Below are 13,643 nucleotides of genomic sequence, written 5' to 3'. Positions count from 1 at the left end.
GGAGGGGCTCGCGTCCCGGCGAACCGGTCTGCAGAGACGCGGAGCCTCCACCGCAGCATGGCGGGGTTCGGGGACCCGTCCTAAATCTTTAGCAACGATTCCCGGCCGATTCCCCGAACGCTCGTGCAACCCGCCAGCCCGAGCGTCAGGTCGAACTCGGCGAGCACGTTGGCGATGACCTCTTCCACCCCCCGCTGGCCAGCGAGTGCCAGACCGTAAACATAGGGACGCCCGAGGCAGACGGCGGTGGCGCCGAGTGCAAGGGCCTTGAAGACATCCGCGCCACCGCGCACGCCGCTGTCGAAAAGGACGGGGATCCTGCCATGTACCGCCTCGACGACGGCCGGCAAGGCGTCGAGCGACGCGATCGCGCCGTCGATCTGGCGCCCGCCGTGGTTGGAGACGATCAGTCCATCCAGCCCGAGTTCGACAGCTTTGCGGGCGTCGTCGGGATGGAGCACGCCCTTGAGCAGGACCGGGAGCTTCGTGTGCGCGCGCAGGAATTTCAGGTCGTCCCACTGCAGCGACGGCCGGGAGTAGGTCGTCAGGAACCGCTGCACCGCCGCCCGTGGCTCGCCGGAGGACAGGTTCTTGAGCAATCCGCCGGGGAAGTTGGCCTTCTGCTCCAGCGCCGTGGCGATGGTCTGAAGGTTGAGCGGCGGTTTTATCTCCGGGGCGGAACGCGCTGACCCCGGCGCGTGTTCCTTCAATTCCTTCCGAAACACCGGGTCGCTCGTGTATTGGGCGATCCCCTGCCCCTGGATGAACGGCAGCGACCCAAGGTCGAGGTCGCGCGGACGCCAGCCGAGCATCGTCGTGTCGAGCGTCAACACGATGGCATCGCAACCGCAGGCCTCGGCGCGCTTCACGAAGGAAGCCACGAGATCATTGGACCGGCTCCAGTAGAGCTGGAACCAGCGGGGCGCATCGCCCATGGCTGCTGCCACCTGCTCCATCGGGAATGAGGCTTGGTTGGAAAAGATGAACGGCACGTCCAGCGATGCCGCGGCGCGACCCACGGCGAGATCGGCCTCGCGATGCACCATATCCAAGACGCCAATGGGCGACAAAAGCAGCGGCGCCGGCAGCCGCCGGCCAAACAACTCGACGGTGAGATCGCGCTTTTCGACATCGCGCAGCACCCGGGGCACAATGCGCCACTTCTCGAAGGCCGCCAGGTTGGCGTCCATCGTGGACTCGCGTCCGGCACCGCCGGCGATGTAGGCCCAGGCCTCGGGCGACATCCCCACCTGCGCCGCCTTTTCAAGCTCCGCCTGCGCCACCGGCACAACCGGCGACAGCCCGCCGACACCGGCTACGTAGATTTCCCGCTGCCGCTTCCGGCCGATGTCCGAGTGGGGCTGGCTCATGCCGGTGCCCAGCGAAGTGGAGAATCCGAGTCTTGTCGATGCGCGATGGCCCGGCTCCAGCCGGGTGGCGGCATTCTTCCTTACCGCAGTCCGCAATTCTGCCGCGCACGCGCCATTGTCTTCGCGGCCACGGCGCGGGCGCGGTCGGCGCCTTCGCGCAGGACCTTGTCCACGTAATCCAGGTTGGCGGCGAGTTCGGCGCGTTTGGCACGGTAGGGAGCAAAGAAGTTCCAGTAGTGCTCGAAGAGCGCCTTCTTGAGGTCGCCGTAGCCGAGGCCGCCGGCGCGGAGGCGGTTCTCGAAGTCGGCGGCAACATCGGCCGGGGCGAAGAGCTTCAGGAGCTGGACGGCGAGGTTCTTGTCGGCGTCGGGCTTGGGCTCCTGCGGCGTGCGCGAATCCATGACGATGCCCATGATCTTCTTCCGCAGCGCCTTCTCGTCGCCGAAAATCTCGATCGTGTTGCCGTAGCTCTTGGACATCTTCTGGCCGTCGAGGCCGGGGATGACGGCGAGCGTCTCGCTGATCCGCTCCTCGGGCACGACGAAGGTCTCGCCGTAGGTGTGGTTGAATTTGATCGCGATGTCGCGCGTCATCTCCAGGTGCTGCTTCTGGTCCTTGCCGACGGGCACGACGTTCGTGTCGAAGAGGAGGATGTCGGCGGCCATGAGCACCGGGTAGGCGAAGAGGCCGAAGTTGGCCTCGATGCCCTTGGCGGTCTTGTCCTTGTAGCTGTGGGCACGCTCGAGCAGGCCCATCGGCGTGAGCGAACCGATCAGCCACATGAGTTCGCAGACCTCGGGGATGTCGCTCTGCCGCCAGAAGACGGCCTTGGCCGGATCGAGGCCGCAGGCGAGCCAGTCGAGGGCGATGCCCTGCGTGAAGGCGCGGCGCTCCTTGGCGTCGGTCAGCGCCGTCATCGAGTGGTAATCGGCGATGAAGTAGTAGGCGTCGCCGCCGGCCTGCAGCTCGATGGCCGGGCGCATCGCGCCAAAATAGTTGCCGATATGAAGGGTGCCGGAGGGCGTGATGCCGGTCAAAATACGGGGCATGAGGCGAGTTACGATTTCAGATTTACGAAGGACGAATCACTGCAGGTTAATCGCCCATGTGGACGGATTGTCGTAAGAGTGAAAAGCGCGAAATGAGCAGCGGGCCCGATCGACTCGAATCGTAATTCGTAAATCGTCCCTCTTAATTCGCTCAGTCCCGGCGTGGGATCGTCGTCACAGTCTGCCGGACGCGGGCGATGGTGGCGGGGGCGAGGACGCCGCTGAAGGCCATGGACGGCATGACGAGCGCACGTGGGCCGAGCAGGGTGCCGGGATTGAGCACGCTGTTGCAGCCGACCTCGGCCTTGTCGCCCAGAATGGCGCCAAACTTCCTCAAACCGGTGCCGACCACGCCGGAGGGCAACCGGACGGTGACCTCGCCCTGGTCGAGGCGGAGGTTGGAGCAGATGGCGCCGGCCCCGAGGTGGGCGCCGTTGCCGAGGATGGAGTCACCCACGTAATTGAAATGCGGCACCTGCACCCCGTCCATCAGGAGGCAGTTCTTGAATTCGCTGGAGTTGCCCAGCACGCAACCCTCGCCGGCGATGACGTTGCCCCGGATGAAGGCGCCGGGGCGGATGTCGGTCTTGGCGCCGATCCAAGCCGGGCCTTGGATGACCGCAAAGGCGGGCAGCTTGACCGTGGGGTGGAGCCAGACTTTGCCTTCGATCTGCACCCCGGCCGGGATTTTCAGCTCCAAGGGTCCAAATGTCTCAGCATTCAGGGCGGCGGCGATCTGCTTGAGCCAATCCCAAGGGGCGGCCGTGGCGGGAAAATGCGCGGCAAACCGGGTCAAAGACGGGGGTAACGCGAAAAAATCCGAAGCTTTCACGCCGCCCTTGATACCGAAAAACCCGCTGGAAACCAGCGGTTTTTGAAAGTCAGCACCCCTGCCCGGCTCCAAAACGCAGGAAGGCCGCCGGGGTTTATTCCGGCGGCCTTCTTGAAATGGAGCGGGCGAAGAGACTCGAACTCTCGACGTCCACCTTGGCAAGGTGGTGCTCTACCAACTGAGCTACACCCGCGAGAGAGAGGCGGAGTATTCGTCCCGATTTTCACCCGTCAACTAGAAATCTTAAAATATTCCGCTGCCCCTCGAAAATATTTCCAGCTTCCCCCGAAGGATTTGCGCTGCTCATGTAGCGGCCGCCCATGTCCGTCCCAACCGCCTCCCCTCTCCGGCACCAGCCGGCCTTCACGGCCGAGACGCCGGCCCCTGCCCGGTTGGCCGCCTGCCGGACCTACCTGGATACGGAGGGTGAGCGCATCCGCCAGCTGCACCAGGCTGGCGCCCCCGGCCGGAAGGTCGCCAGCGCGCTGGCGGACCGGATGGACGGGCTGCTCGTGCCGCTTTTCACGACCGCGATCGCAGGCTGGCGCAAACAGCAGGGCGAACCGCCGGTGCCGGTCTGCCTCGTCGCCTTGGGCGGTTACGGCCGCGCGGAGCTCAACCCGCTCAGCGACGTGGATGTGATGTTCCTCTACCCCGAGGTCCGGAAGACCCCGGAACTGGCCAAGTTTCAGGAACACCTCTCCAACGCCATCCTTTACCCGCTCTGGGACCTGAAGCTGAAGATCGGTCACTCCACGCGCACCCTGCCCGAGGTGTTCGCCGAGGCGGCCAAGGAAATCAAAACCAAGACCGCGTTGCTGGAATCCCGTTTCCTGGCGGGCACGGCGACACTCTACGATAACTTCGCCGACGCCTACCGGAAGCACTACCTGCAAAGCGACCCCAAGGCCTACATCGTGGCCCGGCTCGCGGACCAGAACAGCCGGCGCGCCCAGCACGGCGACACGGTTTTCCTGCAGGAGCCCGACATCAAGAACGGCGTGGGCGGCCTGCGCGACTACCAGAACACGCTCTGGATGTCGCGGGTGCGCCTCGGCATCACGCGCATGGAGGAACTGGCCCAGCAGAACTATCTCCAGCCCGCCGAACTCCGCGAAATGGAGGACGGCTACGACTTCCTGCTCCGCGTGCGCCATGAACTGCACTTCATGAGCAAGCACCCGACCGACGTGCTCAACCTCGACACCCAGCCCCGGCTCGCGGCCAACCTCGGCTACCCGCAGGCCGACCTGCTGGAACGCGTCGAGGCCTTCATGCAGGACTACTACCGGCACGCGCAGGCGATTTTCCGGGTGTCACGCACCGTCGAACAGCGGCTGGCGCTGGGCGTTTCCGCGGGGCCGGGCCTGGTCGGTTCGCTGAAGAACCTGATGCTCGCCCGCCGCACGGAACGCACCAAACGCATCGACGGGTTCCTCATCCGCGGCAGCGAGCTCGCCTACGAGAACCGCAACATCTTCCAGGAAGACCCGGTCCGCCTGATCCGGGTGTTCCGCCACTGCCAGCAGCTCGGCTGCACGCCCGACCTCGACCTCGCCTCGCTCATCCGCGGCTCGGGCCAGCTGATCACCCAGCAGGTCATCGAGTCGCCTGACGCCAACCTCAGCTTCCTCACCATCCTGGAGGAGACCGGCCAGGTTTACCCCTCCCTGTCGCTGATGCACGAACTGGGGGTGCTGGGGCGCTTCCTGCCGGAGTTCGCGCCGCTGATCTGCCTCGTGCAGCACGAGTATTATCACCGTTACACGGCGGACATCCACACCCTGAGCACCATCCGGGAGCTGGACAACATCTTCACCTCCGCCGATCCGCGGGCCCAACGCTACCGCGAGGTGCTGCACCAGACGGTCAAACCCAACCTGCTCTACCTGATCCTGCTCCTGCACGACATCGGCAAGAGCGAGGGCATCCAGGGCCACGCCGACACGGGCGTCACGGTCGCCGCCCCGGTGCTCAAGCGCCTGGGGATCCCCAAGGACATCCGCAAGACCGTCAATTTCGTCATCAAAAATCACCTCATCATGGCACGCTTTTGGCAGAAGCATGACCTGGATGATCCCAAATCTTCAGCCGCATTTGCCTCGCACGTCGGAGACGCCGACCTGCTGCGCTACCTCTACGTCCACACGTATTGCGACGCGAACGGCACCTCGGCCAGTCTCTGGAACAGCTACAAGGACTCGCTGCACCGCCGCCTCTTCGACACGACGCTGGAGCGCCTCGCCCTCGGCGAGAAGGTCGAAACCCGACTCCAGGAGCGCAAGGAAATGATCCGGCAGACCCTCATTGCGCAGACGATCCCGGGCATCAGCACCGACGAGATCACCGCCCATTTCAATCTGCTGCCCGAGCGCTATTTCATCCAGACGGACGAGACGGAGATCACCCTCCACATCCAGATGGTGAACCGCCTGCTCCACACGATCTCGACCGCCGACTCGCTCAATCCGCTGCGCCCGGTCATCGAGTGGAAGGACGACCTCAACCGCAGCTACACCACCGTGCATGTGGTGACGTGGGACCGCGCCGGCCTGTTCTACAAGCTGGCCGGGGCCTTCAGCGTCGCCGGCCTCAGCATCCTTTCGGCGCGCATCACGACCCGCGCCGACCACATCGCGATCGACACCTTCCACGTCGTCGAGCCCGGCCGGGGCATCGTGCAAAACCAGAAGGCGATGGAGAGTTTTGCCCAGACGGTGGACGACGCGCTGGTGAGCGAAAAGGACCTGCTCCCCGACATCAATGCGCAGGCCGCGAAGCTCGCGCACGCCAACCGCTACAAGGCCGGCACCTCCGAGCTGCCCGCCACCTTCCCGCCCACCGTCGAGGTCTATCACGAGCTTTCGCTCAAACGCATCATCGTCGAGATCCAGGCCCACGACAAAATCGGCCTGCTCTACCAGCTCGTGAAGACAATCTCCGACCACGGCTTCGACATCACCTTCGCCCGCATCAACACCGAGCGCAGCATCGCCCTCGACACCTTCTACATCGAACCGGACAAGCCCGACACGCCGGTGGAGGAAGCCGGGCTGCTCCACCTCCGCGATGCCCTGCGGGCGGTTATCACTCCGGGGCGGACCGAGACTTCCGGGTAAAGGAATTACCGATCGCTGGTTGCGCATTGCCCGCGGGGTCCACTAGGTTTGCCGGGAAATCCGCCATGGCCGAATTCGACCCCCAGTCCGCCCCCGCCAAACGGCAGTCCGATGCGGCGGCCCATCACGCCCTGGCCTCGCTGGCTGTCACCGCCCCCAACGCCATCTCCGCCCAGGAAGGGGTGCTCGCCGCGATCATGTCGGCTTTCCCCGCCGACAGCGGCTCCCTCTCCCTGCTGACCCCGGAAAGCGCCAGCCTCGAGATCTGCGCGCAGCAGGGCCTGCCGCCCGAGACCGGCGAATTCGCGCTGCGCCCGGGCCAGGGCATCACCGGCTGGGTCGCGCTGCACGCGCGTCCGTTGCTCGTCGCCGACGTGAGTCACGAACCCCGCTACATTGCGGCCCGGCGTGGTGTCTGCAGCGAGATGGCCGCCCCCATCATCGTCGAGGGCCAGGTGGTGGGCGTCGTCAACCTCGATGCCGACCAGCCGGGTGCGTTCAATTCCACCGACCTGGACCGGCTCCAGTCGTTTGCCGACGAGGCCGGGCGCGTGCTGAACCGTCTCTGGCAGTTCGACCGGATGCGCGCCAACTCCACCCAGCTCACGACCCTCGTGGAACTGGGCCATGCGCTCGTGGCCCAGCTCGCGCCGGAGGAGCTGCTCAACACGATCACCGACAGCGCCCGCGCCCTCTTCAACGCCCGGCTCAGCCTGCTTCACGACTACGACGATGCGAGTCGCGAACTGAAGCTCCACTCCTGGTCCGCGGCCGGCGACCTCGCAGCCACCGGCCTCTCACTCCAGCAGCAGACGGTGCCGATCGACGAGGCGCTCTTCGCCTCGGCGCTCCGCACCGGCCGGGCGACGGAATACCAGCATCTCGACGGAGCGCGCTACCGCGAGGCCGCCGACCTGCCCCGCGATCCCTCGTTGTGCAGTGCGCTCGCCTCGCCGCTGATCCTCGAAGACAAACCGGCCGGCATCCTGAGCGTGTTTCATGACCACCCGCACCGGTTCAGCGACGATGAGAAACGCCTGTTCACCGCGCTCGCCAACTTCGCCACGGTGGCCCTGCACAACGCCCGGCTCTACTCGCGCGTCTTCCACTCCGAGGAAGTGCTGCGCAAAAACGAGACCTTGACCACCCTCGGCCTGCTCGCCGCCGAGATCGCCCATGAGATCCGCAATCCGCTCACGGTGATCAAGCTCCTGCACGGGCCGCTCGGCGCCGACTTCGCCCCCGCCGACCCGCGGCGCAAGGACCTGCAGATCATCACGGAGAAAATCGAGCAGCTCGAGGGCCTCGTCACCCGCGTGCTCTCCTTTGCCCGCGCCCCGGCCAGCCTGCACTCGCGGTGGTCGCTCGACGAAATCCTGAGCGACACCAACCACCTGTTGCGCGCCAAGCTCGCCCAGGCCGGCGTCGAGCTGCACTACACGCCGCCCGCCGGGGCCGTCGCGGTGGACGTCAACAAGGGCCAGATCCAGCAGGTCTTTCTGAATCTTGCCCTGAACGCCTTCCACGCCATGCCGCAGGGCGGCGAGCTGCGCATCACCTGCGCGACGGAAGGCGCCAACGTGCTCATTGACGTAAGCGACACCGGCGGCGGCATTCCGCCCGAGGTTCAGCCGCGCATCTTCGAGTCCTTCCTCTCGACGCGCGCCGGCGGCACCGGCCTCGGCCTCACCATCGCGCTGCGGATCGTCAAGGACCACCACGGTTCGCTCCAGTTGCGGAGCACCGGTCCGCGTGGCACGACGATGCGCGTGACCCTGCCGATCGCCCAAGGCTGAGTTATCGGCTTTGCTGCCGGGACCGGTCTTCCTCGCTCAGGCCACCGGCCTGAGCTGCAAATCCACCATCAGGTCGGTGGCGATTTTCTCCAGGTCGGCCCGGACCGCCTCGATCTTCACGCCGACCGGCACGAGCACACGGGCGCGGGCCTGGAAAAGTTCACCGCCGCCCATCGGCGCACTTACACACTCGGAGGAGAGCTCCTCGACGTTCACGCCATGCGCGGCCAGCACGCCGGTCACGGTGCGCAGGATTCCGGGGCGGTCATTGCCCACCAGTTCGAGCGACGCCACCATCCCCGCCGGGGCAACCGGACCGGCGCCGCTCTCAAGAATGATGCGAACCCCGTCGGACTCGAGGCCATGCAGGGAATGCGTCAACCCGTTCAGCTTTTCGGCCGGGACCTCGACGCGGGCGATGCCGGCAAACCGGCCGCCGAGATGGCACATGCGGCTTTCCAGCCAGTTGCCGCCGTGGTCGGCGACACACGAGGTGATCCGCTCCACCAGACCCGGCCGATCCTCGGCCATGATGGTCATCACAAGTGTCTCGATCATGCAGCAAGTCTACCCGCGCGGAACCGCCGCATGCAACCCGCTTATGCATTCGCACCCCAGGGTAATTTGGCCCGGTCGCGCCAGATCACTCCTCCAGCTCCACATTCCAGTAGGCGACATCGAGGAAGTCCTTCCACTTCTCGTGCCGGTGATTGTTGAGCACGAGACTGATGACCGGACGCCACTTCGGGCGCACGGGCTTGCGGATAAGCCGCATGTGGGCCTCGTGCGGAAGGCGGTTGGCCTTGCGGGAATTGCACTTGATGCACGAGCACACGATGTTCTCCCAGGTCGTCTTGCCGCCGTAGTGGCGCGGAATCACGTGGTCGAGGTTCAGTTCCTCGCGGGGGAAAACGTGGCCGCAATACTGGCACTTGTCGTCATCCCGCTCGAAGACGTTGTTGCGCGTGAGCTTCAGCTCCTTGCAGGGCAGCTTGTCGAAAAACGTAAGCAGGATGACCCGCGGCAGCCGCACCTTGCGGTTGATCGTGCGGACCGTCTCCAGTTCCTCAACCGGGGGATTGTAGGCCGAGAAATCGATCCAATCCATCAGCGAGAAGGTGCGGAAGTTGTCCTCCGTCTGATGGACGACCTGCGCGTGTTCGCGGGCCAGCAGGGCGAAGGCGCGACGCGCCGCGATGACATTGACCGCCTGCCAAAGGCGGTTCAGCACGAGCACCGGTTGATCCAGCACGGCTTCCATAGGCAACGGGCCTGTGTGATAGGCTCCGCCCCTATCCCTGTCAAGTCGTGCTCCGCGACGGTTTTGTGAAGTTGTTCGCTACAACCGGCCGCTGATCGGCTGAGCGCGGGTGAGGGCCGCGATGTCTCCGGCAAAGGCGGCATAGCGGGTTGCCAGTGGCAGCCGCTCGCCCAGCTCGAAATCGCCCCACTCGAACCCGGGCACGACCACGCAGCTGACCAAGGCCCAACGCCCGCCCGGCGCGAGCCGCGTGCCCTGCCAGGTGCCCGCGGTGATCACGTCCTGCAGGCGCTCCCCCGCCCCGACGTTCAGTCCGAGCCGCACGCGTTCGCCGCGTCCGTCAGGATGCAGCCGCAACGATTCCACGGCATCCCCGGCCTGGAAGCACCAGATTTCGTCCACCTTGAGCCGATGCAGGGCGGAGAATCCAGCCGGAGTGAGCAGAAAATAGATCGTGGACCAAGTGAGCCGTCCGTCGGCGCCCCGGGCGGTCGCCTCGGCCTCGCGCCGGAAGAAGCCGCCTTCCTGCGCGAGCGGCTCCAGCCGGAGCAGTGTGATGACCTGCTCCGCCGTATGCGTTTCAGGCGAAAGCCCGCCGGGATTCATGCGCCGCGGTCAGGCGCCGGTTGCCGGCACGATGCTCAGCTTCAGCGACTGGTTCTTGATGCGAATGCCGGCCAGCTTGGCCACCACCAGTTCGGCATGCTCGCAGGCCACGTCGACATGGGTGTAGTCCTCGTGGATGTCGATGGCTCCAACCGTGTTGGCCGGCAGCCGGGTGACCCCGGCGATTTTGCCGACGAGATCGGCGGGAGTCACGAGCTGCTGGCGTCCGACGTTGAAGGAAACCACCGTGAAGCCCGGCTCGCGCCCCGTGCGCGGCTTGCGGTCGTAGGTTCGTTTCTGGGCGGCAAACTTGTCGCCTGAGGGCACGGGCTTGGAAGTCTCGGTCCTGGCGGGAGGGCCCGCATCCCGGCGGGCCGGGCTCGGTTCTGCGACCCGCGGAGCCGCGGATTGGCCCCGATCCGTCGGCGCCTCGTTGGCCGCGATGTGCTCCGCCCGCACCTTCGCCGTCTTTTTCACCGGCTCGGCCGTGTCCCCACCCATCAGGTGAATCAGCGCCGAGGCGATGTCCGTGCTCGTGTAGCCCATCTCCAGCAGGCGATCCACCATCTGGTCGTGTGACTTGAACTTCTTCTCCTCCAGCGTGGCGCGGAGTTTCTCGAAGAACACGTTGCCCTTGGCCTCCTCGACCTCGTCGAGCGAGGGCACGCGCTCGCGACGGATCTTCAGCCGGGCGTAGTGCACCATGCCCTGCAGCTTGTAGATCTCGCGGCCTGACACGAAGGTAAAGGCCATGCCGGTCTTGCCCGCGCGGCCGGTGCGACCGATGCGGTGCGTGTAGTCCTCGGCGTCGTTGGGCAGGTCGAAATTGAACACGACCTCGAGGTCGTCCACGTCGAGCCCGCGCGCCGCCACGTCGGTCGCGATCAGAAACTCGAAGCCGCGGCGGCGGAACTTGTCCATCACGCGCGTGCGCTGCGCCTGCGTGATGTCGCCGTGGAGCCGATCCACCGAGTAGCCGCGGGCGTGCAGGTGCTCATCGAGTTCGTCCACCATGATCTTCGTGCTGCAAAAGATGATGCCGAAGCGGAAGTCGTGCAGGTCGATCAGGCGCGTGAGCACCTCGATCTTCGAACGGCGGTCCACCTCGAAGTAGATCTGCTCCACCTTGGGTGCGTTTTGCGCATGGGCCTCGATCTTCACCCACTCCGGGTCGCGGGTGTAGCGCTTGATCAGCTCCTGGATGCCGCGCGGCATCGTCGCGGAGAAGAAAAGGCACTGCCGCGTCTCGGGCACGGCCGAGAGAATGCGCTCGATATCGTCGCGAAAACCCATGTCGAGCATGCGGTCGGCCTCGTCGAGCACGACAACCTTGAGCGTGTCGAGACGGAGCGTGCCGCGCTCCATGTGATCCATCACGCGGCCGGGCGTGCCGATGACAACCTGCGCGCCGGCCGCCAGGGCGCGGAACTGCCGCTCATAGCTCTGGCCGCCATAGATCGGCACCTCCATGAGGCCGCGCTTGAACGACCCCAGCTTGCCGCACTCCTCGGCCACCTGCACCGCCAGTTCGCGCGTCGGGCAAAGCACAAGCACCTGCACCTTCTTCAACGTCACGTCCACTTTCTCGATCGCCGGGATGGCGAAGGCCGCCGTCTTGCCCGAGCCCGTGGCCGACTGGCCCACGACATCGCGTCCGGTGAGGGCATGCGGGATGACCGCGGTCTGGATGGGCGAGGCTTCCTCGAAGCCCATCTTGTCCACCGCCTTCAAAATATCGGGCGAGAGGCCCAGTTCGCTGAACGGACGTTTTTCCATGCCGGAAGAGTGACCCCGCCCCGGGAAAAAGAGAGCACAAAGTTTGATCCGGTCCCGCCGCCTTAGCGTTTTCTTAATGGCCCGGGCTCCGCTCTTAATTAGTCGGCGCGCGCGTTGTCCGGTATGCTGGACCCGCATGAATTCCGCGGATTTCACCTATCTCGCCCTCTACCTTGTCGCCCTGCTCGCCGTGACCGTCCCGCTCGGACGCTGGGTGGCCGCCGTGCTGCGCGGCGAACCGCTCCCGGGTTTGCGCTGGTGCACACCGCTCGAACGGAGCCTCTACCGCCTCGCCGGCGTGGACGCCCAGGCCGACATGACCTGGCGCAGCTACGCCGTCGCCCTCGTGATTTTCAACCTGCTCGGCGGCGCCGTGATCCTCGCGCTCCAACTCGCGCAAGCCCGCCTGCCGCTCAATCCGCAAAATTTCGGACCGGTGCCGTTGGGCGTGGCCGTCAATACCGCCGTCTCGTTCCTGACCAACACCAACTGGCAGGCCTACTCGGGCGAGGCTTCGCTCAGCTACCTGACGCAGATGGCCGGCCTCGGCGTGCAGAATTTCCTCAGCGCCGCCACCGGTCTGGCCGTGATGGCCGCACTGGCCCGCGGCCTGAGCCGCAAGGCGGCCGCCGGTCTCGGCAACTTCTGGACCGACGTCGTGCGCTCCACGATTTACGTGCTGCTGCCCCTGTCCTTTGTTCTCGCCGTGGTCTTGGTTTCCGAGGGCGTCGTCCAGTCGTTCGCCGCCTATCCTTTCGCCACGACGCTTGCCGGCCAGGAGCAGGTCATTCCGCTCGGCCCGGCGGCCTCGCAGGTCGCCATCAAACAGCTCGGCACCAACGGCGGCGGCTTTTTCGGCCTGAACTCCGCCCACCCTTTCGAGAATCCGACCCCGCTCTCCAATTTCCTGCAAATGCTGGCCCTCCTGGCCCTGCCTGCGGCCTGCGTGTATGCCTACGGCCTGCTGGTCGGTGCGCGCCGCCACGCGTGGGTGGTATATGGCGTGATGACCGCCTTCTTCGTCGGCGCGCTCGGCCTGTCGCTGTGGAGCGAATACGCCGCCCCGGGTTCCGCCGCGCTCGCGCTGGAGGGCAAGGAAGTGCGCTTCGGCATCACGCCCTCGGTGCTCTGGGCCAACGCGACCACCGCCGCCTCCAACGGCTCGGTCAACGCCATGCACTCGTCGCTCTCGCCGCTGGCCGGCGGCCTTGCGCTGTTCAACATGCTGCTTGGCGAAATCATCTTCGGCGGTGTCGGCTCCGGCCTCTACGGCATGGTGATGCTGATCGTCCTGACGGTTTTTCTCGCCGGCCTGATGGTTGGCCGCACGCCCGAGTATCTCGGCAAGAAGATCGAGGCCTTCGAGGTGCGGATGGCCGCCCTCGCGGTGCTGCTGCCCTGCGCGGGCGTGCTGCTGGGCTGTGCCGTGTCGTTCGCCACCGAAGCCGGCCGCGCGGCTGTCGGCAATGCCGGCCCCCATGCCCTGACGGAGATCCTCTACGCCTGGGGTTCGATGACCAACAACAACGGCTCGGCCTTCGGCAGTCTCACGGCCTCCGGCGATCTCTACACCTGGGGCGGAGCGCTCGCCATGGTGCTGGGACGCTTCGGCGTCATCATCCCTGTGCTCGCCCTCGCGGGCGGGCTGGCGGCAAAGAAAACCGTGCCCGCCTCCAGCGGCACCTTCCCGACCGACGGCCCGCTCTTTGCCGTCCTCCTTGCCGGCGTCATGCTCATCGTCGCCGCCTTGACCTATTTCCCGGCCCTGACCCTCGGACCCGTGCTCGAGCACCTTCTGCTCGCCGCCGGTCGCACGTTTTGAACCCGCCCGGCC

General features: G+C 65.9%; 10 protein-coding genes and 1 tRNA gene. 3 read left to right on the top strand and 8 right to left on the bottom strand.

What is annotated here, in order from left to right; translation table 11 throughout:
* Positions 1-80: 80 nt before the first annotated feature.
* The 4 genes from ESB00_RS06815 to ESB00_RS06800 form a co-directional block, all read right to left on the bottom strand.
* Positions 81-1,370: a lactate 2-monooxygenase gene (locus ESB00_RS06815; protein ID WP_129046960.1), complete on the bottom strand. Its 1,290-nt coding sequence runs from the start codon at positions 1,368-1,370 to the stop codon at positions 81-83.
* A gap of 80 nt (positions 1,371-1,450) precedes the next feature.
* Positions 1,451-2,419 (bottom strand): tryptophan--tRNA ligase, encoded by a 969-nt coding sequence (gene trpS / locus ESB00_RS06810; protein WP_129046959.1) that lies wholly within the window; start codon positions 2,417-2,419, stop codon positions 1,451-1,453.
* 151 nt (positions 2,420-2,570) lie between these two features.
* A complete protein-coding gene (locus ESB00_RS06805; RefSeq protein WP_246026421.1) occupies positions 2,571-3,215 on the bottom strand; it encodes an acyltransferase in 645 nt (214 codons plus the stop codon).
* A gap of 153 nt (positions 3,216-3,368) precedes the next feature.
* Positions 3,369-3,444: transfer RNA gene (locus ESB00_RS06800), tRNA-Gly, on the bottom strand.
* Positions 3,445-3,571: 127 nt separating this feature from the next.
* Here ESB00_RS06800 and glnD point away from each other — a divergent pair.
* On the top strand, positions 3,572-6,370 hold the full coding sequence (gene glnD, locus ESB00_RS06795) for a [protein-PII] uridylyltransferase (protein ID WP_129046957.1): 2,799 nt from the start codon (positions 3,572-3,574) through the stop codon (positions 6,368-6,370).
* Between the two features lie 65 nt (positions 6,371-6,435).
* Complete coding sequence (locus tag ESB00_RS06790; RefSeq protein ID WP_129046956.1) at positions 6,436-8,166, top strand: GAF domain-containing sensor histidine kinase; 1,731 nt, start codon at positions 6,436-6,438, stop codon at positions 8,164-8,166.
* 36 nt (positions 8,167-8,202) lie between these two features.
* Here the strand turns inward: ESB00_RS06790 and ESB00_RS06785 are convergent, their stop codons facing one another.
* From ESB00_RS06785 to ESB00_RS06770, 4 genes are all read right to left on the bottom strand, one after another.
* Complete coding sequence (locus tag ESB00_RS06785; RefSeq protein ID WP_129048296.1) at positions 8,203-8,721, bottom strand: glycine cleavage system transcriptional repressor; 519 nt, start codon at positions 8,719-8,721, stop codon at positions 8,203-8,205.
* 88 nt (positions 8,722-8,809) lie between these two features.
* Positions 8,810-9,427 (bottom strand): HNH endonuclease, encoded by a 618-nt coding sequence (locus tag ESB00_RS06780; protein WP_129046955.1) that lies wholly within the window; start codon positions 9,425-9,427, stop codon positions 8,810-8,812.
* Positions 9,428-9,505: 78 nt separating this feature from the next.
* Entirely contained in the window at positions 9,506-10,033 is a 528-nt protein-coding gene (locus tag ESB00_RS06775) for a cupin domain-containing protein (protein ID WP_129046954.1), read from the bottom strand.
* Between the two features lie 9 nt (positions 10,034-10,042).
* Entirely contained in the window at positions 10,043-11,809 is a 1,767-nt protein-coding gene (locus ESB00_RS06770; protein ID WP_129046953.1) for a DEAD/DEAH box helicase, read from the bottom strand.
* Between the two features lie 136 nt (positions 11,810-11,945).
* Between ESB00_RS06770 and kdpA the strand changes: the two genes are divergently transcribed.
* Entirely contained in the window at positions 11,946-13,631 is a 1,686-nt protein-coding gene (kdpA, locus tag ESB00_RS06765) for a potassium-transporting ATPase subunit KdpA (protein WP_129046952.1), read from the top strand.
* The last annotated feature ends 12 nt before the right edge of the window (positions 13,632-13,643 follow it).

This window comes from Oleiharenicola lentus (assembly GCF_004118375.1).
GTDB lineage: Bacteria > Verrucomicrobiota > Verrucomicrobiia > Opitutales > Opitutaceae > Lacunisphaera > Lacunisphaera lenta.
This window is presented reverse-complemented; position numbering and strand designations above follow the sequence as displayed.